Raw genomic sequence first — 25977 nt, forward strand, 5'->3', positions numbered from 1 at the left:
GGAAGAAAATATTATTCACCAGCGGTTCCGCTCAATATTTACCGGCGCAATGTGATGGTTTCCGCGAGCAGCAGGACGACCGAGGTGATATTGGCCAGCAACGCGCCACCGCTCAGGGAAACGACGCGCGCCGCAGTGCCCGAGTCATCCGCGCTGGTGGCGACCCAGACCACGGCGGCAGCGATCAGCTGCAGGTCGGCGACCAGACTAGTGGACAGGTGGATGGCGCCGATCTGGGTGCGGTCGCCAAATTTGAGCACGGTAGCGATCAGGTTGACGACGATAGCGGCATAGAGCTCATAAATATGATGCTCGATCGGGTTGCCGGTGCCGCCAACGAAGAAGCCGAAATTGAGGGTCATCGCCAGGACGATGAAGAAGCCGAAAATGACTTTTTCCAGATTCATTGATATCCCTATCTTTGTACAGTGAAAGAATGGACGCGAGTGTAGTGGATTTTGCCTGACATGGCACGTTTACCAGAAAACAGTGGCTTGTTTCAAGGCTTTCCAGCTTGTTGGCAAATCGTTAAGGCAGCGTTTTTCCTGTTTCGTGGCGGCTTTTTCCCAGTCAAGCCGAATAGTGTGAAGAGCGGGGTTGCGCTGGCTCATGTGGTGCAGTCTTTGGCCAGCGATGGCAATGTCATTGAGCATGCCAAGGCTGTCCTGTAATGCATGCAGGGCAGCCAGCAGCGTTGTGGCTTGTTTTTCTGTTTTTTTGCCCGCATGTTTTTTATCTAGGTAAAGTGGACTAAAAAATTCCAGCGCATAGCGCAACTGGCGAACCCGACCACGTAACCGGTGCTTTTCATCAATCGATAACGATGCAAGCTGCTTGCCCTGCTTGAGTAGTTTCTTATGCAGGCTTTGCAACTGCCGAGATGCGATATGTGTCAAATCAGCTTGGTTTGCAGGCAGTCCGGAGGCAAAAAGATGCCCCAGTATCAGTAACAGGCGCTGGTAGCGCGGTTGTTTCAAGCCATTTCTAAACATGCTGTAGGCTCGCTTGCGGGCGTTGGCAACCTGAGGCTGAATACGAGCAAGATCGTCCTTGGATAACTTCATGCCGGGCAGCATTTCATACAGAAATACATCCAGGTCACGCGGCTTGGCAAGCAGGTCGCCTAACCAGTCAAGTTCCTCATGGATATCGGCATGCAGCATGCCAAAGGTTTTCAGGACGATTTTCAGACGGCGCAATGCGACACGCATCTGGTGTACGCCTTCCGGGTCTGTGCCCTGCATGGCTAGCGGTTGGTTGCTTTGCAACTGCCGTAAACATTCCCATCCGGCCTTCTCAAATGCTTCGTCCGGCTGGTCGTTTGGGGTAATGCCGGCTGGCTTGGCCTTGGAAACCTGTTGCGGAAAATCACGGTAACGGGCATAGCCGCGTTGGGCCTTGCTGACGTTTTCTATGCTGAGTGGAATGTCGGCCTGCAACTCCAGCGCCAGCGTGAACAAATGCTCGACCTCGCCTTGCTTGAGTTCCAGTTCGATCTCGATCAGCGGTTGCTGGTGGTCGCCTGCAATCAGCAGGCCATCATCCAGCGATAGTTCAATATGGCTGTCTTGATAATTCAGTTGCCATTCCGTGCGCCGCATGTCGGTAGTGAAAATGGGTTTGAGCGCCCGGCGCAAGATCAAATCATCAAAAATCGGCGTCAGGCTGGGATCGGTGATCTTGGTATAGTCGGGCTCACCCTTGGCAATGATGTCCTCCCACTCCAGCCGCTGGTGCAGGCCAGCCAGGGAATGTCCCGCCGCTTTGACTGCCTGGAACCAGCCTCCGGACATGCGCCGCACGCGTAGGCTGACGCGTTTGTCGAGCAGTTGCAGGTCGGAAGTGTCGTAGTAAGTGCTGACCAAGCGACGCGTGACAGCTTTCTGCATCAGGTGGCGGCGGATGGTGGGATGGCGGCGCAGGCGTGGAATATCCTCTTTGGCGATACGCAGCTTGAGCTCGATTTCGTTGGGCATGCGGCCTCCGGGTGACAGTTGTGGGTAATGGTTATTTTTGTTGTTTGCTTTGTTTGACCAGCCAGTGCAGCAAAGGCGCCCATTGCTGCAGATCGCGGCTGACCTGCGATGGACGGATATCAAACAGGCTGGCCCCTTGCTCGGCGGCAAGCGCATAAATCTGTGCGTTGCGCAGATTGCCTACGGCAGGGAAACCCGATTGTGCGAGAAATGCCTGCAAGGTCTGGGCTGCGCGAGTGCGCTGATCCACACGCATGCCGATCATTGCCACGAAAGCGCGTCCCTTGCGAACAGATTTCTCCTGTTGCAGCACTTCCAGAAATTCCTTGGTCGCGCCAATGTCAAAGGCAGATGGCTGCATGGGAACAATGATGAAGTTAGCTTCGCTGACGGCTTGGCTGAGCTTGTCGCCACGCAAACCTGCAGGAGAGTCGATGATCGTCCAGTCCGCGCTGAGGCTGCTGGTATATTTGCCTCGGCCATCCTGGCCGTGGATCAGTGGCAGTTTATAGGGTCTGCGTTCCAGCCATTGCAACGCGGAACGCTGCCTGTCCATGTCGGAAAGCACGACATGCTTGCCCCTGCTGGCGAAATACCCTGCAAGGTTGGTGGCCAGGGTAGTCTTGCCGCTGCCGCCCTTAGGATTTGCAACCAGGACAGTACTCACATGCGCTCCTGAATGGGATTAATCATGCTGGGATGGAGCAACCAGTTCCGGCGTCACCATGGCTCGCAATACGATTTGCTCTTCTTCGCCACGGCGGCGATTGGCAATCCACCAGATGGCGCCTTTCTTCACACTCCAGTATTGCAGGCGTCGTGTCATCGCATAGGCTGCTGCCATACCCAGAGTAGGCTGGTGGCCGATGATGAGCACGCTTTCTTTGCCCAGCGGCCAGTCTGCTGCCTCCAGCAGGGCTTGGGGCGATGCGCCGGGTGCGAGGGCATCCACGGTGGTAAACTCCAGGCCAAGCGCGCTGGCGGTTTGCTGCGTGCGGGTGGCTGGACTGACCAGGATGCGAATATTGGCAGGCATGTGCTGCTTCAGCCAATTGGCCATATTGGCCGCCTGCAGTTCGCCCTTTGGGGTGAGCTTGCGTGTAAGATCAGGGAAGCCATCCTCGGCTTCAGCGTGGCGCCATAAAATAATATCCATCGTCTTGATGCTAAGCTGGGAGTGGCCTTCTATCTTAGCGCTCAACATGCTTTATGACAAAGTGACATCTGTGTGAAATTACAATTACTGTTTTCCAATGTGCCTGACAATCTGCCGATGCTGAGTGCGGATCATACGTTGCAGCGCATGCTGGCGCGTGGCGAGGTGGAGTGGCTGGATGTCTCAGCAGAGGAGCTTCTCTGTCAGCAGTTTGGTGTGGCTAAGCAGCAGGATTGGCCGCTGGCCGCATTGGCCCGTGTGGGGCAGGGATTGCCTGCGGATGACGCTTACTGGCTGCTGGCAAGCCCGGTGCATCTTCTGTTGCAGCGAGATTCCTTTCTGCTGGCTCAGCCAGCGCCGCTGGCATTGGCTGCTGATGAACAGGAGGCATTGCGCGGCAGCCTCAACCGTCATTTTGTGGATGAAGGATTTGAGCTGTTGCCGGGGGGGCATGCGGGATGGTTCATGCGGCTGGAAACGCCGCCTGAATTAAGCACAACGCTACTGGATGCAGCCGTAGGGCGTGATGTTGCGGCCTGTCTGCCGCATGGCAGGGATGCGCAACGCTGGCGGCAACTGCTCAACGAAATGCAGATGTTGCTGTTTGAACATGAGGTAAACCAGGCGCGCGAAGCACGCGGTGAGCCAGCCGTGAACAGTCTTTGGATATATGGCGGCGGCACATTGCCTGTCGCAGAAGAGACTGTACTCAGCAAGACATATGGCGGGAGTGACTGCCTGAAAGGTCTGGCGTTACGGACTGGTGTGGAGCATGCCACTTTTCAGGGAATGCAGGCGGTGTTGCAGCCACGGCAGGAGCATGTACTGCTGCAAGCAGCATACAGGGATCTTGAAACAGGCTGGAGCGAGGTATTATGGCAGGCCTTAAAAAGTTGGCATGTTAAGCAAGTGCAATTGTATTTTCCCTGGATGGGGCGCATGTTGCGTCTCAGTATGCAACCAGTGGATATCTGGAAAGTCTGGCGCAAGCCGCAAGCAATAGAAATGTATTTTTATGGTGCAGATCAAGCAAAGAAGCGTTGAGAAAAATGCTTATGAGGCGTTGGTAAACTCAGGCATGCAGCCTGTGATGGCTCGGTTGTTGGCCGCGCGTGGCGTAAGTGAGTGCTGGCAAGTGGAGGCTGGTCTGGCGCGATTGATTCCGCCGGACAACCTGAAAGGCAATACCGAGATGGCGGTATTGCTGGCAGATGCAATCGCGGCTGGCAAGCGCATCATGGTGGTAGGGGATTACGATGCTGATGGCGCGACGGCTACGGCGGTGGCTGTCAAGGGGCTGCGCAGCATGGGCGCTGTGGTGGATTTTCTGGTGCCTAACCGGTTTGAATATGGCTATGGTTTGACTCCCGAGATTGTGGCGTTGGCTGCCAAGCAGACCCCAGATCTGATCCTGACCGTGGATAATGGGATTGCCAGTGTCGATGGTGTCGAGGCAGCTCGACAGTTGGGCATTGCGGTATTGGTGACCGACCACCACTTGCCTGGGGAGGTTATGCCCGAGGCGGCCTGTATCGTGAACCCCAATCAGCAGGGGTGCGATTTTCCTAGCAAGCATCTGGCAGGCGTGGGTGTGATGTTTTATGTCCTGCTCGCGTTGCGGGCGGAGTTGCGTCAGCGTGGGGCGTTTGCCACGCTTGTGGAGCCCAACCTCACAGAACTGCTGGACCTGGTCGCCTTGGGTACAGTCGCCGATCTGGTGCAGCTGGATAACAATAACCGTATTCTGGTCGAACAAGGCTTGCGCCGCATACGTGCCGGAAAGTGCAGCCCCGGTATTTTGGCGCTGTTTGAAATGGCGGGGCGCGACTCTGCCAAGGCCAGTCCGCAGGATATTGGATTTAGCATTGGGCCGCGCCTGAATGCAGCGGGACGGCTGGATGACATGACCCTGGGCATCGCCTGCTTGCTGGAGCAGGATGCAGGCCGCGCGCGCGATATGGCGCAGCAGCTGCATGAGCTCAACCAGGAAAGGCGGCATATTGAGGCTGAAATGCAGGATGATGCCATGGCTGAACTGGAGGGCATTGATGCGGATGGGCGTTACAGCCTAAGCCTGTTCCGGGAGGATTGGCACCAGGGTGTGATTGGTATTCTTGCTTCACGCATCAAGGAGCGTTTCCATCGCCCAGTGATTGCATTCGCGCTGACGGGCGATGGAGAGATCAAGGGGTCCGGACGCTCGATTCCCGGCCTGCACCTGCGCGATGCATTGGATATGCTCTCCAAGCGAGACCCCGGCTTGTTATTGAAGTTTGGCGGACACGCCATGGCGGCGGGATTGACTATCCGCGAGCAGGATTTTCCTCGTTTCAATACCGCATTCGAGCAGGTGGTGGCCAGCCTGCTGACGCCGGAGCAGTTGCAGGCGGTGATAGAGGTGGATGGCTCGCTGGCGGTAGAAGATGTGAACTTGGAGATGGTGTGTACGCTGGATCGTCAGGTATGGGGGCAAGGGTTTCCACCGCCTCTGTTTTTTGATGCATTCCGCGTGGTGGAGCAGCGCATTGTCGGTGAGCGCCATCTCAAGTTGAATCTGGAGAAGTCCGGGCAGGTATTTGATGCCATCTTCTTCAGGCAAGAGGAGTTTCTGCCGGAGCGGGTGCAGCTGGTCTACCAAGTGCAGGTGAATGAATTTCGGGGCGCGCGGTCAATCCAACTATGCCTGCAGCATTGGCAGTCGGCAGCGTAAGCCCGCCCGCGTTGACCGTCCTGGCGGCAGCACGGTAATATCCCTCAAATTTTTTACAGGTTGTTTATGCGTCGCAAGCTGGTTGTCGGCAATTGGAAAATGAATGGCAGCCTTGCCCAAAACAAAAGGTTGTTGGACTCGCTTGCGCAAGGTTTGCGCGATGTCAGTCATGTGGACATCGCTGTTTGTGTTCCTTATCCCTACCTGTTTCAGGCTCAAGCTGTTCTTGCAGGCACTAGTATCGCTTGGGGTGCGCAAAATGTCGCCAGTCATGATAATGGCGCGTATACCGGTGAAGTGAGCGCTGCCATGCTCAAGGAATTTGGTGCCAGCTATGTAATTGTTGGGCACTCGGAACGCCATGGTGCCTATGGTGAAAGTGCTGCCAATATTGCGGAAAAATTTGCGATAGCCAAGGGTTATGGCCTTACACCTATATTTTGTGTGGGCGAAACCTTGCAGGAACGTGAATCCGGAGTAATGGAATATGCAATTGCTAATCAGTTGGATCCCATTCTATCCGTTTCTGGCGGGGCGTTGCTTGATCAGGCTGTGATTGCCTATGAGCCGGTCTGGGCCATTGGTACCAACAAAACAGCCACGCCGGAGCAGGCGCGTGCCGCGCACTCCTTCATTCGTGAGCGAATCGCAGCCTTGCACCCCGGCGCTGCGGAAAGTGTAAGAATTCTCTATGGGGGTAGCGTAAATTCCAGAAATGCGGCACAATTACTGTCTATGTCGGATATAGACGGCGGATTGATCGGCAGAGGGTCGCTGGATGCCGATGATTTTGAAAGTATTTGTCGCGCTGCTTGCTGATGTTCAGTGAGGCAGGGAGTTTTGAAGAGAAAATGGAAACAATCGTAACCGTCATTCATGTGATTGCAACGCTGGCTGTTGTCGGCTTGGTGTTATTGCAGCATGGCAAGGGTGCTGATATGGGTGCTGCTTTCGGCAGCGGCGCTTCCGGTAGCTTGTTCGGCGTCAGTGGCTCGTCGAATTTCCTGAGCCGCGCAACAGCTATCTGTGTCGCGATCTTTTTTGCGACCAGTTTGAGCTTGGCATACCTTGCCAGCCATCGTTCCGAGCATGTCAGTGTGGTGCAGAAATCTGTAGTAAAGACTGCTCCTGTATCTGATACAGCCAACTCTGCTGAACCGAAGTCGGCAAAGGATGTTCCTCAGTAATTTTCAAGTTTTTCGGGCCTGAGCCCAATTGCCGTCGTGGTGGAATTGGTAGACACGCTATCTTGAGGGGGTAGTGGCGAAAGCCGTGTGAGTTCGAGTCTCACCGTCGGCACCAAGTATTAAAATCAAATAGTATCAAACCATATCAAAACCCGCATGTAACCTAGAGTTTGGCGGGTTTTTTCTTGTCTTGCATTTTGGGTTTACTGATTGGTGATGTGAGATGTTGATGCAGGCTGATTCTTTCCCTAATCATTTGTGAGTATTTGGAAGTTGTTTCAGGTTGAATAATATTGCGCGTGACGGAATGGTGGTCATGATTCCGGGGCTGTTGAGAAGTGGTTTGTATGTTACAATTTGTTAACATATAAGCGCTATGATGTATTCAAGGTTCGATGTAGGGTTTTTATGCGAGAATCGAATTAACTTTTGCAATATACTCTTTTCGATTGGCTGGTTGATTTGTATAGGATTTGAGCGTGCTGGAAAATTACTTTCCGATATTGCTGTTTATCATCGTAGGTTTGGCTGTAGGCGTTGCTCCTATTGTTTTGGGTAAGCTGGTTTCTCCCAATCGACCTGATGCCGAAAAAAATTCCCCTTATGAATGTGGCTTTGAGGCATTTGAAGATGCTCGGATGAAGTTTGACGTGCGTTACTACCTCGTGGCGATTCTATTTATTCTGTTTGACCTGGAAATCGCCTTTCTTTTTCCCTGGGCTGTAGTGCTGCAAGAGATTGGCCTGTTTGGGTTTCTGGCGATGCTAGTATTTTTGGGAATTTTGGTGGTGGGCTTTGTCTATGAGTGGATGAAGGGCGCACTGGAATGGGAGTAAGAGGTGACAAGGCATGAGTATTGAAGGTGTGCTCGAAAAGGGTTTTGTAACCACGACGCTGGATACGGTGATTAACTACACCCGTACCGGTTCCTTGTGGCCGATGACGTTTGGACTTGCCTGTTGTGCGGTGGAAATGATGCATGCCGGCGCTGCCCGATATGACCTTGATCGCTTTGGTATTGTATTTCGCCCCAGCCCTCGCCAGTCTGATGTAATGATTGTCGCTGGCACTTTGGTCAATAAGATGGCGCCAGCCCTGCGTAAGGTCTATGACCAGATGGCGGAGCCGCGTTGGGTGATTTCCATGGGTTCCTGCGCCAATGGTGGTGGTTATTATCATTATTCCTATGCTGTTGTGCGCGGTTGTGACCGGATTGTCCCTGTGGATGTCTATGTGCCGGGTTGTCCACCCACTGCTGAAGCATTGCTATACGGCATTATCCAGTTGCAGAACAAGATTAAGCGTACGAATACGATTGCTCGTTGAAAGTGGATTGAATGACGCGCCTGGAACAATTAAAACAGCATCTACAAGCGGTTCTTGGAGATCGCATCATCCGTCTCATCGAGCACGTTGGTGAGATTACCATTGAGTGCAAACCGGCATCTTTGCTGGAGGTGGCTCGTCTATTGCGCGATCATGATTCGCTGAAATTTGAGCAACTGATTGATTTATGCGGTGTGGATTATGCCGAGTATGGCGAGGGTACTTGGTCTGGCATGCGCTATGCCACTGTTTACCATTTGTTGTCCATCAGCCTAAACCAGCGTTTGCGCCTGCGAGTGTTTGCGTTTGATGACGATTTTCCGGTATTACCTACTATGGTTGATCTCTGGCCTGTCGCCAACTGGTTCGAGCGTGAGTCGTTCGACCTTTACGGCATCATGTATGAAGGCCATCCGGATTTGCGTCGCCTGCTGACCGATTATGGCTTTGTGGGTCATCCGTTCCGCAAGGACTTCCCCATGATCGGGAATGTGGAAATGCGCTATGACCCCGAGCAGCAGCGCGTAGTCTACCAGCCTGTCAGCATTGATCCGCGTAACAATGTGCCTAGAGTGATACGCGAGGAGGGTTTCCATCATGGCTGAAATCCGTAATTACACCATGAACTTCGGGCCTCAGCATCCTGCCGCGCACGGAGTGTTGCGTTTGGTGCTGGAACTGGACGGCGAAGTCATCCAGCGCGCCGATCCGCATATCGGCCTGTTGCATCGCGCCACTGAAAAGCTGGCCGAGAACCGTACCTATTTGCAGTCTGTGCCTTATATGGACCGGTTGGATTACGTCTCCATGATGTCGAATGAGCATGCCTATGTCATGGCGATCGAGAAGCTGATCGGACTGGACGTGCCTTTGCGTGCGCAGTACATTCGCGTCATGTTCGATGAGATCACCCGCATCCTCAACCATCTGCTGTGGCTGGGCGCGCATGCGCTGGATGTGGGGGCGATGACGGTGTTCCTCTACGCATTTCGTGAGAGGGAGGATTTGTTCGATATCTACGAAGCCGTTTCTGGGGCGCGTATGCATGCAGCTTATTACCGTCCGGGCGGTGTTTACCGCGATTTGCCGGACCGCATGCCGCAGTATCAGGAGTCTGCGGTGCGCAGTAAGGAGCATGTGCGCCAGCTCAACGAGAATCGCCAGGGCTCGGTGCTGGATTTTATCGAGGATTTCACTAACCGGTTCCCGGCTTATGTCGATGAATATGAAACCCTGTTGACAGACAACCGTATCTGGAAACAGCGCACTGTGGGTATTGGCGTGGTATCGCCCGAGCGTGCGTTGGCGCTGGGAATGACTGGGCCGATGTTGCGTGGCAGTGGCTTTGCATGGGATTTGCGCAAGAAGCAGCCCTATGAGGTCTATGATCGGTTGGATTTTGACATTCCAGTGGGTGTGAACGGCGATTGCTATGACCGTTATCTGGTGCGTATCGAGGAGTTCCGTCAATCCAACCACATCATCAAGCAGTGCATAGATTGGCTGCGCAAGAACCCTGGGCCAGTGATCAGCGACAATACCAAGGTCGCGCCACCGCCTCGCGAGGAGATGAAGCACGATATGGAAGCGCTGATTCACCATTTCAAGCTGTTTACTGAAGGCTTTCACGTACCCGCAGGTGAAGCCTATGCTGCAGTCGAACATCCCAAGGGTGAATTCGGTATCTACATGATATCCGACGGTGCCAACAAACCTTACCGTCTCAAGATTCGCGCACCGGGCTTTGCTCACCTGGCAGCTCTAGACGAAATGACGCGAGGCCATATGATTGCCGACCTGGTGGCCATTATCGGCACCCAGGATATTGTATTCGGAGAAATTGACCGATGAGTTTGTCTGCTGAAGCATTTGCCAAGATAGATCGAGAGCTGACCAAGTACCCGCCTGATCGGCGTCAAGCGGCGGTGATGTCGGCACTGCGCATTGCGCAGACTGAAAAAGGCTGGCTATCCAAGGAGACAATTGCCGAAGTGGCGGATTACCTTGGCATTCCTGCCATTGCTGCGCTGGAGGTGGCGACTTTTTATAACATGTATGACCTTGAGTCGGTGGGTAAGTACAAGATTACCGTCTGTACCAATATTTCCTGCATGCTGCGTGACTCTGCTGAAATTGTCGAACACCTGGAAAAACGCCTGGGCATTGGCTTCAACGAAACTACGGCAGATGGCCGCTTCACCTTGAAGGAGGGGGAGTGCATGGGGTGTTGCGGCGGCGCACCATTGTTCCATATCAACAATACCCAGATGCATGAATACCTCACACCGGAAAAGGTGGATCAAATACTGGAAGGTCTGGAATGAGCGTGACACAAACCCTGGTTTGCCTGCGTACGGTGGGCCAGGAAAATCCAGCGTCATTGGAAACCTACCTCAAACTTGGCGGCTATGCTCAGCTGAGGCGGCTGGTAACGGAAAAGGTCAAGGCCACCGAGATTATCAGCCAGGTCAAGCTTTCCGGTTTGCGCGGGCGTGGCGGCGCGGGCTTTCCCACTGGTTTGAAGTGGAGCTTCATGCCGCGCTATTTCGACGGCACCAAGTATCTGGTATGCAATACTGACGAGGGTGAGCCTGGCACCTTCAAGGACAGGGATATCATCCGTTATAACCCGCATCAGCTCATCGAGGGAATGGCAATTGCCGCCTATACCTTGGGCGCGCGGGTAGGCTACAACTATATTCACGGTGAAATCTGGCAGGATTACGAGATATTCGAGGCGGCGCTCGACGAAGCGCGTACGGCGGGGTATCTCGGTGAAAACCTGTTCGGCACCAATTTCAGTTTTGACCTTTACGCGGTACATGGCTATGGCGCCTATATCTGCGGCGAGGAAACTGCATTGATCGAATCGATCGAGGGGAAAAAGGGCCAACCGCGCTTCAAGCCGCCTTTCCCGGCCAGCTATGGCGTGTTCGGCAAGCCGACCAACGTCAACAATACGGAATCCTACACTTCCATTCCGTGGATCCTGGAGCATGGCGGCCAGGCATTTCAGGAACTTGGTGTCGCCAACTCGGGTGGAACTAAGATTTTCTCGGTTTCTGGCCATGTTGCCAAACCCGGAAACTACGAACTCAGGATGGGTACGCCTTTTACAGAATTGCTGGCCTTGGCTGGAGGCGTTTGGAAAGGGCGGCAACTGAAGGCCGTCATTCCCGGGGGGCCGTCAACTGCGGTGATGCCTGCGGCAGCCATCATGGACGCTACCATGGATTACGACGGACTTGCCAAGGCGGGTTCCAGCCTCGGGGCAGGTTCCATGATCGTCATGGATGAAACCACCTGCATGGTAAAGACGCTCAAGCGCCTGTCCTATTTCTTCTTCGAGGAATCCTGCGGACAGTGCACGCCCTGCCGTGAGGGCACGGGCTGGCTGTACCGTGTGATCAAGCGCATTGTGGATGGCGAGGGCCGGATGGAGGATTTGGACCTGCTGACCGACGTCAGCAACAATATTTCCGGCCGCACCATTTGCGCATTGGGCGATGCGGCGGCAACGCCGGTACTAAGTTTCATCAAGCATTTCCGCCCAGAATTTGAATATTACATCCGCCATGGGCGCAGCATGGTGGAAGATGGCTTGGCGGCATCCAGTCAGGCACAGCAAGAGGTAGTCTATGCTTAATGTTGAGATAGATGGCAAGCTGGTCGAAGTAGAACACGGCTCTACCATCATTGATGCAGCCGATCAGCTGGGCATTCCCATCCCGCGGTTTTGTTATCACAAAAAGCTTTCTGTTGCTGCCAATTGCCGCATGTGCTTGGTACAGGTAGAGAAATTCAATAAGCCATTGCCTGCCTGTGCTACCCCGGTTGCAGATGGCATGAGAATATTTACGCGCTCCAAGGCCGCCGTGGAGGCGCAGCAGAGCGTGATGGAGTTCCTGCTGATCAATCATCCGCTGGATTGCCCGATTTGTGATCAAGGTGGCGAATGTGACCTGCAGGACATCGCCATGGCTTATGGTGCGCCCGCCTCACGATATACCGAGGCCAAGCGCGTGGTCGTCAACAAGAACATCGGACCATTGGTTTCCACCGATATGACGCGTTGTATTCAATGCACGCGTTGCGTGCGCTTCCTAAAGGAAGTCGGCGGCATGATGGAGCTTGGGTTGATCAATCGCGGTGAGCATGCCGAGATCACGGCCTACGTCGACAAAAGCGTGGATTCGGAGCTTTCCGGCAACATCATTGATCTTTGCCCGGTGGGCGCGTTGACCAGCAAACCTTTCCGTTATACGGCGCGTAGCTGGGAGTTGATCCGCCGCCCTTCCATTGCCGCGCATGATGGCCTCGGCTCGCATATCGAAGTGCATATCAAGGATGGCAAGGTCATGCGCGTGCTGCCGCGCGAAAAGGAAACCATCAATGAATGTTGGCTTTCCGACCGCGACCGTTTCTCCTATGAAGGTCTGAACAGTCCTGACCGTCTCAAAACTCCCATGGTCAAGAACAATGGAGCTTGGCACGAAACCGACTGGAAAACTGCCCTGGAACTTGCAGCAGGCCAGATCAAGGATATCGTCAACAGCGAAAGCGGTGATGCGTTGGGTGTGCTGGTTTCTCCCAATAGCACCATGGAGGAGACATATCTGGCAACCCGGATTGCTCATGACCTGGGTTCGGATAATGTCGATTACCGCCTGCGTCATACCGATTTTCGGCATGATGGCAAACGGCTCGGCGTAATCTGGATGGGTTGCAATATTCCGGATGTGCAGGAAATGGACCGTATCCTGGTGGTCGGCAGCAATCTCCGCAACGAGCACCCCTTGCTGGCTCAGCGTATCCGCCGGGCGGTGGCCAATGGCGCGGAGCTTTCCCTGGTGAACCCGCTAGATGATGACCCATTGATTCCGGTCAAGCACAAGACGATCTGCTCGCCCAATGATATGGTTGATGTGCTGCTGCAGATACTCAAGGCCGTGTCCGGTCTTGAGCGGCTGTCGCTGTGTCTGCCGAAGTCCCTGAGCGAATTGCTCGAAGGTGTGGAAGTGCAGGAATCCAGCCGCGCGATGGCGCTTAGTCTGACGGGTCATGGGGAAACTATGACACTGATCAGTCCCCGCTCTGCGGTGTTCCTAGGCAATATTTCTCAATACCACCCGCGCTATACCGAGATTTTCAGCCTTGCAGAAGCGATTTCATCGTTGAGCGGAGCCACATTTGGCGTCTTGAGCGCAGGTGCCAACAGCGTGGGCGCCAATCTGGTGGGCGCTATGCCAAAGGCTGGCGGATTGAATGCGCGCGCCATGCTGGAGTCTCCGCGCAAAGCCTATATGCTGGTCAATGTTGAACCGGAAATGGATTGCCACAACCCCAGCCTGGCGAGAAAAGCATTGCAGCAGGCGGAATGCGTGGTGGCCCTGACAGCCTATAAATCCGAAGCCCTAGAGCGGGATGCCGATATCCTTCTGCCGATCACGCCATTTACCGAAACCTCCGGCACCTTTATGAGCATGGAAGGCAGGGTGCAGAGTTTTGCTGCAGTAACCAAGGCGTTGGGTGAGGCCCGCCCTGGATGGAAGGTATTGCGCGTACTGGGTAATTTGCTCGGCGCCAGTAATTTTGACTTTGACAGTACCGAAGAGATCAAGAACGAGATTTTCGGTGGCGAGAAACCTTCCGCGGTTGTCTGGCGTACATTGAACAACAACCTGCGCGAGTTGATTGAAGTTGAGGTCAAGGTCAGGCTTGATGGCGATTTGCAGCGCATAGGCGAGATTCCGCAGTTCCAGTCCGATGCGATGGTGCGTCGTTCTCCACCGCTGCAGAAAACCCGCCAGGTCGTGAAGGCAGTACTCGCTGCCCTGCATCCCGAGCAGATGCAGAAGCTGGGCATCAATGATGGCGAGCGCATCCTGGTCAAGCAGGGCGATGATAGTGCTGTGTTGGAAGCGCATGCAGACAGCCGTGTGCCGTTCGGTTGCGTACGGATTCCAGGAGCATTGCCTGAAACAGCTGGCCTGGGTGACTTGATGGGCGAAATCACGGTTGAGCGCATGGCTGCGGAGCAGCCAAAACATGAGGTAGTGGCATGATGGAAACTGTGCAAAACCTCTTGGGGCCGCTCTGGCCAGTGCTCTGGACGCTACTCAAGATCGTGGCAATTGTTTTGCCTTTAATGGGGGCGGTAGCGTATCTGACATTGGCAGAACGCAAAGTCATCGGCTTCATGCAGGTGCGTCTGGGGCCTAATCGGGTCGGATATTATGGTCTGTTGCAACCGATTGCTGACGGCCTGAAGTTGTTGATGAAAGAAATCATCATCCCCAGCGCAGCCAACCGTACCTTGTTTTTGCTGGGACCGGTTCTCGCCATTGCGCCTGCATTTGCGGCTTGGGCCGTTATCCCGTTCGACCTGACCTTGGTGCTGGCGGATATCGATGCAGGCCTGCTTTACATCCTGGCCATGACTTCGGTTGGGGTTTACGGTGTCATTATCGCGGGTTGGGCCTCCAATTCCAAATATGCGTTCCTTGGCGCAATGCGTTCGGCGGCGCAGATCGTTTCCTATGAAATCGCCATGGGTTTCGCATTGGTCGGCGTGCTGATGTCCGCCAATAGCCTCAACCTCGGCAAGATCGTGCTGGCGCAGTCCGGCGGCTTCTGGCAATGGTACTGGCTGCCATTGTTTCCGTTGTTCGTCGTGTATTTCATCAGTGCCGTGGCAGAAACCAACCGCGCGCCGTTCGACGTGGCCGAAGGCGAATCCGAAATCGTCGCTGGCTTCCATGTGGAATATTCCGGTATGGCGTTTGCCGTATTCTTTCTGGCCGAATATGCCAACATGATCCTGGTCGCGACACTGGCCGCCATCATGTTCTTGGGCGGCTGGCTGTCTCCGGTGCCGTTCCTGCCGGACAGCATTGTCTGGCTGTTGCTCAAGGTCGCTGGCTTGCTGTTTTTCTTCCTGTGGTTCCGGGCGACTTTCCCCCGCTACCGCTATGACCAGATCATGCGCCTGGGCTGGAAGGTGTTCATTCCCGTGACGCTGGTCTGGATCCTGTTCGTGGGGGCAATGATGCAGACTCCATGGGCTTATTTGTTTCATTGAGAATCAGTGATGATCAGTAAGATAAAAGAGTTGTTTTCAAGTTTCATGCTGCTTGAGCTGGTCAAGGGCATGGCCCTGACCGGGCGTTATTTCTTCGCCCGCAAGATCACGGTACAGTTTCCGGAGGAGCGCACACCGATCAGCCCGCGTTTTCGTGGCCTGCATGCATTGCGGCGTTATCCAAACGGGGAAGAGCGCTGTATTGCCTGCAAGCTGTGTGAAGCAGTATGTCCCGCGATGGCGATCACGATCGAGTCCGAGCAGCGGGAAGACAATACCCGTCGCACCACGCGTTACGACATCGACCTGACCAAGTGCATTTTCTGCGGCTTTTGCGAGGAGTCCTGCCCTGTGGACTCGATCGTCGAGACTAGGATTTTTGATTACCACGGCGAGAAGCGTGGTGATTTGCTATACACCAAACCTATGTTGCTGGCGGTAGGCGATAAATACGAAGAGCAGATTGCTGCGGATAGGACTGTAGATGCTAAGTATCGCTAGGGAAGAAAGCTACGGGAGGCTAGCTGGCTTCAAGGAAATGCGTGGGCTTAAGCATATGAAGTCTGTCTCCTCTGCTCTACGGAGATCATCATGATATTCCAGGATTATGTCTTTTATGCGTTGGCCGCCATCCTGCTGTTTGCCGGCTTGCGCGTGATCACTGCGCGCAACCCAGTGCATGCGGCACTTTTCTTGGTGCTGGCTTTTTTTACAGCCGCAGGAATATGGCTGTTGCTGGAAGCCGAATTTCTGGCCATTGCGCTGGTGCTGGTCTATGTCGGCGCGGTGATGGTGCTCTTCTTGTTTGTGGTGATGATGCTGGACATCAATCTTGACAAGCTGCGTGAGGGGTTCTGGAATGCGCTGCCTGTTGCCTTGCCTGTCGGCATCCTCATGGCTGCGGAAATGGTGATGATACTGAGCAGCAAGCACTTCAGCGCGGATATGCTCACTGCTCCGTCGCCCAGGCCTGCTACTTACAGTAATACCGCCGAAATTGGCCGCCAGCTTTATACCGACTACTTGTTGCCATTCGAGCTGGCCTCGGTGGTGCTGCTGGTAGCGATCGTGGCAGCGATTGCGCTGACCCTGCGCGACCGCAAGGATTCGAAATTCATGGATCCTGCCGAGCAAGTCAAGGTCAAGCGTGCCGATCGTATCCGCATTGTCAGCATGCAGGCCGAGAAAGAAGCCGCGGTGGTTCCTGAATCCGAGGCGGAGAAAAAATGATGATGGCAAATCTGATGAGTGTAGGGCTTTCCCACTACCTGATTCTGGGATCGATATTGTTTGCCATTAGCGTGATTGGCATTTTTCTGAACCGCAAAAATGTGATTGTGCTGCTGATGGCAATTGAACTGATGCTGCTGGCAGTGAACATGAATTTCATCGCGTTTTCGCACTATCTGAATGATATTGCGGGCCAGATATTCGTATTCTTCATCCTTACCGTCGCCGCAGCGGAGTCTGCGATCGGCCTGGCGATTCTTGTGTTGCTGTTCCGCAATCTGAGAACCATCAATGTCGATGATATTGGCAGCTTGAAAGGTTAGTACATGCAAATTCCGCGTATTTCCTGTCGGCATTCCAGGGGGATGGCATGACAGTGCAAAGTCTGTATCTTTGGATTCCATTGCTGCCATTGTTTGCTGCTGTCATTGTTGGGTTGTTTGGTCGCAGCCTGCCTCGCGCATCGGCGCACTGGATCACGATTGCGGGCGTGGCGGCATCGTTCGCCTTGTCAGTATGCGTATTTATGGATGCGTTGCAGGGCAATGTGTTCAATGGTGCGGTTTATACCTGGTTAACTAGCGGCGGCCACCGCTTCGAGGTCGGCTTCCTGGTGGATACCTTGACCGCAACCATGATGGTGGTGGTGACCTTTGTTTCGCTGATGGTGCATATCTACACTATAGGCTACATGGCGGAAGACCCCGGCTATAGCCGCTTCTTCAGTTATATCTCGCTGTTCACCTTCTCCATGCTGATGCTGGTGATGAGCAATAACTTCATGCAATTGTTCTTCGGCTGGGAAGCCGTGGGTCTGGTGTCCTATCTATTGATTGGCTTTTGGTACCAACGGCCGACTGCAGTCTATGCCAACCTCAAGGCATTCCTGGTCAATCGCGTGGGCGATTTCGGCTTTCTGCTTGGCATCGGTATGGTGCTCTACTATCTGGGTAGCCTGGATTACGCTGCCGTATTTTCGATGGCACCACAATTTACCGATGCGACGGTCGAACTGATTCCAGGGCATGCATGGTCCTTGATGACCGTTATCTGCATTCTGCTGTTCATCGGTGCCATGGGCAAGTCCGCGCAGGTGCCGTTGCATGTCTGGCTGCCGGACTCCATGGAAGGCCCCACTCCAATCTCAGCTCTGATCCATGCTGCGACGATGGTGACAGCCGGTATCTTCATGGTGGCCCGCATGTCGCCGCTATATGAATTGTCCAGCACCGCGCTATCGTTCGTGCTGGTGATCGGCGCGATAACTGCATTGTTCATGGGCTTCCTGGGCATCATCCAGAACGATATCAAGCGAGTGGTGGCTTACTCCACGTTGTCCCAGCTCGGTTACATGACAGTGGCGCTGGGTGTATCCGCCTATTCCGTGGCGATTTTCCACCTGATGACGCACGCTTTCTTCAAGGCACTACTGTTCCTCGGTGCAGGTTCTGTGATCATGGGCATGCACCACGACCAGGATATGCGCAACATGGGCGGCCTGCGCAAATACATGCCGATTACCTGGATCACTTCGCTGATCGGTTCCCTGGCACTGATCGGCACGCCATGGTTCAGCGGTTTCTATTCCAAGGACTCCATCATCGAGGCAGTACAGTTTTCGCATATCCCGGGTAGCGGTTTTGCCTATTTTGCGGTACTCGCAGGCGTGTTTGTCACGGCCTTCTATTCCTTCCGCATGTATTTCCTGGTTTTCCATGGCAAGGAAAAGTGGATGCAGCACAAGGCACATGATCACCACCATCACGATGACGAGCACGACGAACATCATCATGGCCTGGGGCCGAACGACAAGCCGCATGAATCGCCATGGGTCGTGACTGTGCCATTGATATTGTTGGCGATTCCTTCGGTGATCATCGGCTACATTGCGATTGACTGGATGGTGTTTGGCGATTATTTCAACGATGTCATTTATGTAGATCATCAGCAGCATGGTGCGATGCATGAGCTGGCCCACCATTTCCATGGCGCTGGCGCCATGGCGTTGCATGGCTTGACTGCGCTGCCATTCATCCTCGCGGCCTCAGGCGTAGCACTGGCCTGGTTCTTCTATATGAAGCGCCCGGATATCCCTGCCGCCATCAAGAACAGGTTTGGGCTGATTTACCGAATTCTCGACAACAAGTACGGCTTCGATAGCTTCAATGAAAGATTTTTTGCCGGCGGCTCCCGTTTTATTGGGAACAAGCTCTGGCAGATCGGCGACGTGAAGCTGATCGATGGGCTGCTGGTCAATGGCTCGGCCCGGTTGGTGGCATGTGTCGCTGGCTTGGTCAGGCGTCTGCAGACCGGCTTGGTCTATCACTATGCGTTTGCCATGATCATCGGCGTTTTCCTCTTGCTTACCGTCTTCATGAAAATATAACAAGCTATGAATGACTTACCTTTTCTGAGCCTGTCTATCTGGGTGCCTATCCTGGCGGGCGTACTGGTACTGTTTACTGGTGGGGACAAGAATGCCGGTGCTGCACGCTGGCTGGCTCTGCTGGGCAGTATTGCGGGTTTTGCCGTAACCGTGCCGCTTTACCTGGGTTTTGATAACCAATTTGCTGGATTCCAGTTTGTGGAGCGTATGGAGTGGGTACCTGCGTTCAATATCCAATATCATCTGGGCGTGGACGGTATTGCTGTCCCCTTGATTTTGCTGACCAGCTTCACGACTTTCATCGTAGTACTGGCAGGCTGGGAAGTAATCGAGAAACGTGTCGCCCAATATATGGCGGCCTTCCTCATCATGTCCGGTATCATGATCGGCGTGTTCGCCGCGCTGGATGCGATTCTCTACTATATCTTCTGGGAAGCCATGCTGATTCCCATGTTCCTGGTGATTGGCATATGGGGTGGGCCGAACCGCGTTTATGCCACCATCAAGTTCTTCCTGTACACCTTGCTTGGCTCCCTGCTGATGCTGGTGGCATTTATTTACCTTTATCTCCAGAGCGGCACTTTCGATATTGTCGAGTACTACCGCATGCCGCTGGCGCTGAATGTGCAGATCTGGATATTTATTGCCTTCTTCATGGCGTTTGCCGTCAAGATCCCGATGTGGCCCGTACATACCTGGCTGCCGGATGCCCACGTCGAGGCGCCGACCGGCGGCTCGGTAGTGCTGGCAGCGATTGCGCTCAAGCTGGGTGGCTACAGCTTTTTGCGCTTCGCCATGCCGATTGCGCCCGATGCTTCCCATTATCTTTCCGGCTTCATGATCACGCTGTCATTGATTGCTGTGGTGTATATCGCGCTGGTGGCGCTGGTACAGAAGGACATGAAGAAGCTGATCGCCTATTCTTCCATCTCCCATATGGGGTTTGTCACGCTAGGCTTCTTCATCTTCAATCCGCTGGGCATGGAAGGCGCCGTGGTGCAGATGATCTCCCATGGCTTCATTTCCTCCGCGATGTTCCTCTGCGTGGGCGTTCTCTATGACCGCATGCATAGTCGCCAGATCGCGGATTACGGCGGTGTGGTCAATACCATGCCCGTCTTCACGGCATTTGCGGTGCTGTTCGCCATGGCCAATTCCGGCTTGCCGGGTACTTCAGGCTTCGTTGGTGAGTTCATGGTGATCCTGGGCTCGATTCAGGTGAATTTCTGGTATGCCTTCCTGGCGGCCACAACCCTGATTACCGGCGCAGCCTACACCTTGTGGATGATCAAGCGGGTCTATTATGGCGAAGTAGCCAATCCACAGGTGGCAGCTCTGAAGGATATCAATTGCCGAGAGTTTTTCATCCTGGCGCTGCTGGCCGTCCTGGTGCTGGGTTTTGGCATCTATCCACAGCCCATTACCGAAATGACGCATGCCACTGTGGGCCAGTTGCTTGAACACATGGCGCTGAGCAAGTTGCCGCCACTGTAATCGTGACGAGAAGATAATAAATGAACGCCATATCCTTTGATCTGATGACAGCGCTGCCGGAAATCGTCGTACTTGTGATGGCGATGGTTATTCTACTGCTGGATTTATTCCTCAAGCCATCGAATCGCTTCCTGATTTATATCCTTACGCAGATGGCGCTGCTGGCAGCGGCATCCGTGACATTGCTGACGCATTCTACTGCAGTGGCCTATGCATTTAATGGCATGTTTGTGGATGATGCACTCGCCGATATTTTAAAGCTGGGAATATATCTGGCCACTTTCGTGACCCTGATTTACACCCGTGATTACATTCACCTACGCGGCATGTTCCGTGGTGAGTTTTATGCATTGGTGCTGTTCTCGACCTTGGGCATGATGGTCATGGTATCGGGGCAGCACTTTCTCACGCTATATATCGGACTGGAACTACTCTCGCTATCGCTGTATGCACTGGTGGCGCTTGACCGCAGCAATGCCAGCTCTACCGAAGCCGCAATGAAGTATTTCGTGCTGGGTGCACTTGCCTCCGGCATGCTGTTGTATGGCATGTCCATGCTTTATGGCGTGACCGGCAGCCTGAATGTATCAAGCGTTGCCGAGGCGCTGCTGACCGGCGTGCCGGATCATGGTGTGCTGGTGCTGGGACTGGTGTTCATTGTTGCTGGCCTCGCCTTCAAGCTGGGCGCTGCACCATTCCAGATGTGGGTGCCTGATGTTTATCACGGCTCTCCAACGGCAGTGACTCTGTTTATTGGATCGGCAACCAAGATCGCGGCCTTTGCCATGGTGATGCGTCTGCTGATTCAGGCTATGTTTGTCTTGGCGGTTGATTGGCAGGGGATGCTGATCATCATGGCAATCTTGTCCATGATCATCGGGAATATTGCCGCGATTGCGCAGACCAATATCAAACGTATGCTGGCCTACTCCACGATCTCCCACATAGGCTTCATGATGCTTGGCTTGTTGAGCGTCAGCCTCAATGGCTATGCTTCGGCGACTTTCTACATCTTGTCTTATGTGCTGATGGCACTCGTCGCATTTGGCGTGATCATGCTCTTGAGCCGCAAAGGGTTTGAAGCGGACAGGCTGGAGGATTTCAAGGGATTGAACCAGCGTAGTCCCTGGTATGCCTTCCTCATGCTACTGACGATGTTTACCATGGCAGGAATACCGCCGACCCTGGGTTTCTATGCCAAGTTCACTGTGTTGCAGGCCGCCTTGCAGGCAGGTTTCACCGAGCTGGTAGTATTCGCCGTGATCATGGCATTGATAGGCGCTTTCTATTATCTCCGCGTGGTCAAATATATGTATTTCGATGATGCGGAAGATCGTCATGTGATTACAGCACCATTCGACATGAGGCTGGTTCTGAGCGTGAACGCGATCGGTTTGCTGCTATTGGGGATGTTCCCGCAACAGTTGATGGATATATGCGCCTATGCCATTCTACATAGCATTCAATAACCCGGCGGAAACAGTGAAAACTGCTCCTGAGGTATCCTTGCGTTCATGACAATTACCATTCTGCTATTGTTGGCGTTGCTGGCGGCCAATCTGCCATGGTTTTCAGAACGCCTGTTTTATCTGATTCCGGTCAATGGTCAGCAAAAAGCCATCGGCTGGAGCTTGCTTGAGCTGATCGTGCTGTACTTCATCGTCGGCGGTATTGCCATCCTGGTGGAGCGCGGCAGTATCGGCCAGATAGCGGCGCAAGGTTGGGAGTTTTACGCCATTACCTTCAGCCTGTTTTTGGTGTTTGCTTTCCCCGGTTTTGTCTACCGCTATCTCTGGCGCAAGGCATGAGCGGGCTACCCTTAAAAACTTGTCTTCATGCTCATGAGTCATCAACCATATAGTGATCATGACCTCACCGAGGTCACATTGTCCTCGGAAACCATTGCCGAAGGCGGCATGCTGCTGGTCAAGCGCGATCAGGTCAAGGTGCCTTCCGGTGCGACCAGTCAGCGGGAGTATGTCATTCATCCTGGAGCCGTCGTGGTGGTGCCGGTGCTGGGGAATGGTAACTTGCTGTTGGAGCGGCAATTCCGTTATCCCTTGGGCCGGGTGTTTATCGAATTGCCAGCAGGCAAGATTGATGCAGGGGAACCTCCCCTGGAAACCGGGCGGCGCGAATTGCTGGAGGAAACCGGCTACAGTGCGCAAGAGTGGGTTTATCTGGGTTTGCAACATCCCTGCATTGGCTATTCTAATGAAGTCATCCATATCTATCTGGCGCGCGGGCTATCTTCTGGAGAGCATAACCGGGATGAGGATGAAGCCTTGCAGCTGTTCGAAGCGAGCTTGGAGCAATCCCTGAAGATGATTCAAGCTGGTGAGCTGACAGATGGCAAAACCATTGTCGCCTTGTTCCGCGCGGAAAAATTCCTCAGTGGCGAGTGGGCCGCGCCAGCTGTCAAATGAGTAGGATTCTGGTCGCTGGTTGCGGTGACTTGGGGATGGAGCTTGCGCGCCGTTTGGCAGAAGCAGGAAATGAAGTGATTGGGTTACGCCGTTCTGTCAAGACCATGCCTGCTGGAGTGCAATTGATGACTGCCGATGTAGCCTCTCCCACGACCTTAGAGCGAATTGCCACGATCCAACCAGAGATACTGGTGTACTGCGTGGCGGCTACCGAACATAGCGATGAAAATTATCGTCTTAGTTATGTCGAGGGCTTGCGCAATGTATTGGCAGCACTGAAAAACGTGCCGTTGCAGCATATATTTTTCGTCTCCAGTACTGGCGTCTATGGTCAGGAAACGCATGAGTGGCTGGATGAGGATATACCGCCACTGCCAACGGATTTTAGCGGACAGCGCATGCTGGAGGCAGAGGCTTTACTTGCTGGCTATCCTGCTACTGTGCTGAGATTTTCTGGTATTTACGGCCCAGGCCGCACACGTATGATCCGCTTGGCGCAAGTGCCAGCACAATGGCCGCCCAAAAACGGCTGGACCAACCGCATCCACAGGGATGATGGGGCCGCATTCATTCAATACCTGATCGGGCAGTTGGAGTATGCGACACCGGCGCGATTATATCTTGTTACCGATTCTCAACCAGTAGCCTTATATGACGTGTTGCACTGGCTTGCGCAGCAACTCCAGGTTGAAGCCGAAACTATTGCGACCCCCACGGTTGCGGGAAACAAGCGGTTAAGCAACCAGCGCATGCTGGCGACAGGTTACCGATTTATCTATCCAGATTATGTGGCAGGGTATCAGGCGTTGCTGAATGCCGGATATTGAATATTTCCTGAGTATAGGCTGACAACCTATGCTGCTTCCCAGTAGCATTTTCTTGCAACCTTCCCAAGATAATCCTTAGATTGTTCGGGATTTTATCCCAAACAATATCACCTTCTTTTAGCGGTTGATTAACAGATAGTTAGCTGATTTTTACTATGGTGCAATCAGCACTGTTTTGGGCAATATGCCGCTAATTCAATATCCTCCGCATCAATAGCCTCATGGTTTTTATGTGAACACTTTCCCGTTTTGTAGGGAATCTTTCATCTATGTGGAATGTTACAAATTGTTAAGAATTGTTTCTGCCGAGTAACAACGGATCGGCAGGGAGTTTGTAATCAAACCAGAATGAGGAGAGGTATATGAAAGGCAGAGTAGCCAACATCGGTATCAGCGCTGCAGTGAGCAGTGTGCTGGTACTGGCGGCGATGCAAGGTGCTCAGGCAAATCAGGAAGTCCTGAATTTGCAAAGTAAAGCAGACAACTGGGCTTTGCAGACCGGTAACTACAATGGTCAGCACAATAGCACACTGAACCAGATCAACAAGGGCAACGTCAAGAACCTGAAGGCCGCTTGGTCCTTCTCCACTGGCGTATTGCATGGGCACGAAGGTGCGCCACTTGTGATTGGCGACATGATGTATATCCATAGTGCTTTCCCTAACAACACATTTGCGATCAATCTGAACGATCCTGGTGTGATTGCCTGGCAGCACAAGCCAAAGCAAGTGGCTTCCGTCAAGGCTGTTGCATGTTGTGACATCGTTGACCGTGGCGTGGCTTACGGCGACGGCAAGATTGTGAAGAAGCAACTGGATGGTAAGTTGCTTGCACTTGATGCCAAGACAGGTAAGGTTGTATGGGAAATCGAAGTTTGCGATCCCAAGGTTGGCGCTACGCTGACCCAGGCTCCATACGTCGTCAAGAACAGCGTCCTGATTGGCTGCTCCGGTGCTGAACTGGGTGTTCGTGGCGCTGTTAATTCCTTCAATCTGAAGACCGGCGAACTGCAATGGCGTGCCTTTGCAACTGGTCCTGACGAAGAAGTGCGTCTGGCCAAGAACTTCAACAGCGACAATCCTCACTATGGTCAATTCGGCCTGGGTCTGAAGACTTGGGAAGGTGATGCATGGAAGATTGGTGGCGGTACTAACTGGGGTTGGTATGCTTACGATCCTAAGTTGAACCTGTTCTACTACGGTTCCGGTAACCCAGCACCATGGAACGAAACCATGCGTCCTGGCGACAACAAGTGGACCATGACCATCTGGGCACGTGACCTGGACACAGGCGAAGCCAAGTGGGGCTACCAAAAGACTCCTCACGACGAGTGGGACTTCGCTGGTGTGAACCAAATGATTCTTTCCGATCACAAGGTTGACGGCAAAGTAACTCCTCTGCTGACTCACATTGACCGTAACGGCATCATGTACACACTGAACCGCGACAACGGTAACCTGATTCAGGCTGCCAAGGTTGATCCAGCAGTGAACGTGTTCAAGAAGGTCGACCTCAAGACCGGTACTCCAGTCCGTGATCCTGAGTTCAGCACACGCATGGACCACAAGAGCACCAACGTATGTCCTTCCGCCATGGGTTTCCACAACCAAGGTCTGGATGCATTGGATCTTGACGAGCCTATCGTTTACGCAGGTTTGAACCACATTTGTATGGATTGGGAGCCGTTCATGCTGCCATACCGTGCTGGTCAGTTCTTCGTAGGTGCAACCCTGGCGATGTACCCTGGACCTAGCGGCCCAACCAAGAAGGAAATGGGTCAAGTACGCGCCATGGACATTGTGACTGGCAAGTACAAGTGGACCAAGTGGGAGAAGTTCGCTGTTTGGGGCGGTACTCTCGCTACCAAGGGCGGCCTGGTTGCTTACAACACGCTTGATGGCTACATCAAGGCTCTGGACAAGGACAACGGTAAGGAACTGTGGAAGTTCAAGATGCCATCCGGTGGTATCGGCGCTCCTATGACTTACCAGTTCAAGGGTAAGCAATACATCGGTTCTATGTACGGTGTAGGTGGTTGGCCTGGCGTTGGTCTGGTATTCGACTTGACCGATCCTAGCGCTGGTCTGGGTGCTGTAGGTGCCTTCAAGGAACTGCAGAACCATACCCAAATGGGTGGTGGCCTGATGGTGTTCAGCCTGTAATTTAACGACAAGCTGA

Annotated in this window: 26 protein-coding genes and 1 tRNA gene; 23 read left to right on the forward strand and 4 right to left on the reverse strand. The window is 53.6% G+C overall.

The genetic code is table 11. The annotated features are described in order from the left end of the window. Positions 1 to 38 precede the first annotated feature (38 nt). The 4 genes from V7Z75_RS02375 to V7Z75_RS02390 form a co-directional block, all read right to left on the reverse strand. Entirely contained in the window at positions 39 to 407 is a 369-nt protein-coding gene (locus V7Z75_RS02375) for a DUF6394 family protein (RefSeq protein WP_334106922.1), read from the reverse strand. Positions 408 to 476: 69 nt separating this feature from the next. Further along, positions 477 to 1976, reverse strand: coding sequence for a CYTH and CHAD domain-containing protein (locus V7Z75_RS02380; protein WP_334106924.1), 1500 nt, complete (start codon positions 1974 to 1976; stop codon positions 477 to 479). Between the two features lie 31 nt (positions 1977 to 2007). Next, positions 2008 to 2643 carry a ParA family protein gene (locus V7Z75_RS02385; protein ID WP_334106926.1) on the reverse strand — a complete coding sequence of 212 codons (636 nt, stop codon included), beginning with the start codon at positions 2641 to 2643 and terminating at the stop codon, positions 2008 to 2010. An 18-nt stretch (positions 2644 to 2661) separates the two neighbouring features. After that, on the reverse strand, positions 2662 to 3132 hold the full coding sequence (locus V7Z75_RS02390; RefSeq protein WP_334106928.1) for a SixA phosphatase family protein: 471 nt from the start codon (positions 3130 to 3132) through the stop codon (positions 2662 to 2664). Positions 3133 to 3204: 72 nt separating this feature from the next. Between V7Z75_RS02390 and V7Z75_RS02395 the strand changes: the two genes are divergently transcribed. The 23 genes from V7Z75_RS02395 to V7Z75_RS02505 all read left to right on the forward strand — a co-directional run bounded on the left by V7Z75_RS02395 (position 3205) and on the right by V7Z75_RS02505 (position 25961). Further along, a complete protein-coding gene (locus V7Z75_RS02395; protein WP_334106930.1) occupies positions 3205 to 4176 on the forward strand; it encodes a hypothetical protein in 972 nt (323 codons plus the stop codon). Next, complete coding sequence (recJ, locus tag V7Z75_RS02400) at positions 4148 to 5842, forward strand: single-stranded-DNA-specific exonuclease RecJ (protein ID WP_334106931.1); 1695 nt, start codon at positions 4148 to 4150, stop codon at positions 5840 to 5842. Before V7Z75_RS02395 ends, recJ begins: the two co-directional genes overlap by 29 nt. 66 nt (positions 5843 to 5908) lie before the next feature. Further along, a complete protein-coding gene (gene tpiA / locus V7Z75_RS02405; RefSeq protein ID WP_334106933.1) occupies positions 5909 to 6661 on the forward strand; it encodes a triose-phosphate isomerase in 753 nt (250 codons plus the stop codon). A gap of 32 nt (positions 6662 to 6693) precedes the next feature. Beyond that, positions 6694 to 7029 carry a preprotein translocase subunit SecG gene (gene secG, locus V7Z75_RS02410; RefSeq protein ID WP_334106934.1) on the forward strand — a complete coding sequence of 112 codons (336 nt, stop codon included), beginning with the start codon at positions 6694 to 6696 and terminating at the stop codon, positions 7027 to 7029. A gap of 30 nt (positions 7030 to 7059) precedes the next feature. After that, positions 7060 to 7144, forward strand: a tRNA-Leu gene (locus tag V7Z75_RS02415). 364 nt (positions 7145 to 7508) lie between these two features. After that, positions 7509 to 7865: an NADH-quinone oxidoreductase subunit A gene (locus V7Z75_RS02420; RefSeq protein WP_334106935.1), complete on the forward strand. Its 357-nt coding sequence runs from the start codon at positions 7509 to 7511 to the stop codon at positions 7863 to 7865. Between the two features lie 13 nt (positions 7866 to 7878). Beyond that, a complete protein-coding gene (locus V7Z75_RS02425; RefSeq protein ID WP_011480281.1) occupies positions 7879 to 8355 on the forward strand; it encodes a NuoB/complex I 20 kDa subunit family protein in 477 nt (158 codons plus the stop codon). Between the two features lie 11 nt (positions 8356 to 8366). Next, positions 8367 to 8960, forward strand: coding sequence for an NADH-quinone oxidoreductase subunit C (locus tag V7Z75_RS02430; protein ID WP_334106940.1), 594 nt, complete (start codon positions 8367 to 8369; stop codon positions 8958 to 8960). Further along, entirely contained in the window at positions 8953 to 10206 is a 1254-nt protein-coding gene (locus tag V7Z75_RS02435) for an NADH-quinone oxidoreductase subunit D (protein ID WP_334106942.1), read from the forward strand. The genes V7Z75_RS02430 and V7Z75_RS02435 overlap by 8 nt, the downstream gene beginning before the upstream one ends. Next, positions 10203 to 10679: an NADH-quinone oxidoreductase subunit NuoE gene (gene nuoE / locus V7Z75_RS02440; RefSeq protein WP_334106944.1), complete on the forward strand. Its 477-nt coding sequence runs from the start codon at positions 10203 to 10205 to the stop codon at positions 10677 to 10679. The genes V7Z75_RS02435 and nuoE overlap by 4 nt, the downstream gene beginning before the upstream one ends. Beyond that, the gene (gene nuoF, locus V7Z75_RS02445) at positions 10676 to 12001 is read left to right on the forward strand and encodes an NADH-quinone oxidoreductase subunit NuoF (protein ID WP_334106945.1); all 1326 of its coding nucleotides are present in this window, start codon (positions 10676 to 10678) and stop codon (positions 11999 to 12001) included. Before nuoE ends, nuoF begins: the two co-directional genes overlap by 4 nt. After that, on the forward strand, positions 11994 to 14420 hold the full coding sequence (gene nuoG, locus V7Z75_RS02450) for an NADH-quinone oxidoreductase subunit NuoG (RefSeq protein WP_334106946.1): 2427 nt from the start codon (positions 11994 to 11996) through the stop codon (positions 14418 to 14420). The genes nuoF and nuoG overlap by 8 nt, the downstream gene beginning before the upstream one ends. Beyond that, positions 14417 to 15436 carry an NADH-quinone oxidoreductase subunit NuoH gene (gene nuoH, locus V7Z75_RS02455; RefSeq protein WP_334106948.1) on the forward strand — a complete coding sequence of 340 codons (1020 nt, stop codon included), beginning with the start codon at positions 14417 to 14419 and terminating at the stop codon, positions 15434 to 15436. The genes nuoG and nuoH overlap by 4 nt, the downstream gene beginning before the upstream one ends. 9 nt (positions 15437 to 15445) lie before the next feature. Continuing rightward, positions 15446 to 15937 (forward strand): NADH-quinone oxidoreductase subunit NuoI, encoded by a 492-nt coding sequence (nuoI, locus tag V7Z75_RS02460; RefSeq protein ID WP_334106950.1) that lies wholly within the window; start codon positions 15446 to 15448, stop codon positions 15935 to 15937. 90 nt (positions 15938 to 16027) lie between these two features. After that, entirely contained in the window at positions 16028 to 16666 is a 639-nt protein-coding gene (locus V7Z75_RS02465) for an NADH-quinone oxidoreductase subunit J (protein WP_334106952.1), read from the forward strand. A gap of 14 nt (positions 16667 to 16680) precedes the next feature. Continuing rightward, positions 16681 to 16989, forward strand: coding sequence for an NADH-quinone oxidoreductase subunit NuoK (gene nuoK / locus V7Z75_RS02470; RefSeq protein ID WP_011480272.1), 309 nt, complete (start codon positions 16681 to 16683; stop codon positions 16987 to 16989). 47 nt (positions 16990 to 17036) lie between these two features. Further along, entirely contained in the window at positions 17037 to 19052 is a 2016-nt protein-coding gene (gene nuoL, locus V7Z75_RS02475; RefSeq protein ID WP_334106954.1) for an NADH-quinone oxidoreductase subunit L, read from the forward strand. A 6-nt stretch (positions 19053 to 19058) separates the two neighbouring features. Then, positions 19059 to 20546 carry an NADH-quinone oxidoreductase subunit M gene (locus V7Z75_RS02480; RefSeq protein WP_334106956.1) on the forward strand — a complete coding sequence of 496 codons (1488 nt, stop codon included), beginning with the start codon at positions 19059 to 19061 and terminating at the stop codon, positions 20544 to 20546. A gap of 20 nt (positions 20547 to 20566) precedes the next feature. Beyond that, the gene (gene nuoN, locus V7Z75_RS02485; RefSeq protein WP_334106958.1) at positions 20567 to 22015 is read left to right on the forward strand and encodes an NADH-quinone oxidoreductase subunit NuoN; all 1449 of its coding nucleotides are present in this window, start codon (positions 20567 to 20569) and stop codon (positions 22013 to 22015) included. Positions 22016 to 22060: 45 nt separating this feature from the next. After that, positions 22061 to 22354 (forward strand): DUF2818 family protein, encoded by a 294-nt coding sequence (locus V7Z75_RS02490; protein WP_334106960.1) that lies wholly within the window; start codon positions 22061 to 22063, stop codon positions 22352 to 22354. Positions 22355 to 22387: 33 nt separating this feature from the next. Further along, entirely contained in the window at positions 22388 to 22972 is a 585-nt protein-coding gene (locus V7Z75_RS02495; RefSeq protein WP_334106962.1) for an NUDIX hydrolase, read from the forward strand. Further along, positions 22969 to 23799, forward strand: a complete 831-nt coding sequence (locus tag V7Z75_RS02500) for an SDR family oxidoreductase (RefSeq protein ID WP_334106963.1) — start codon at positions 22969 to 22971, stop codon at positions 23797 to 23799. The genes V7Z75_RS02495 and V7Z75_RS02500 overlap by 4 nt, the downstream gene beginning before the upstream one ends. A gap of 362 nt (positions 23800 to 24161) precedes the next feature. After that, a complete protein-coding gene (locus V7Z75_RS02505) occupies positions 24162 to 25961 on the forward strand; it encodes a methanol/ethanol family PQQ-dependent dehydrogenase (RefSeq protein WP_334106964.1) in 1800 nt (599 codons plus the stop codon). Positions 25962 to 25977: the final 16 nt, after the last annotated feature.

It is taken from the genome of Methylobacillus sp. (genome assembly GCF_036844465.1).
Classification (GTDB): Bacteria; Pseudomonadota; Gammaproteobacteria; order Burkholderiales; family Methylophilaceae; genus Methylobacillus.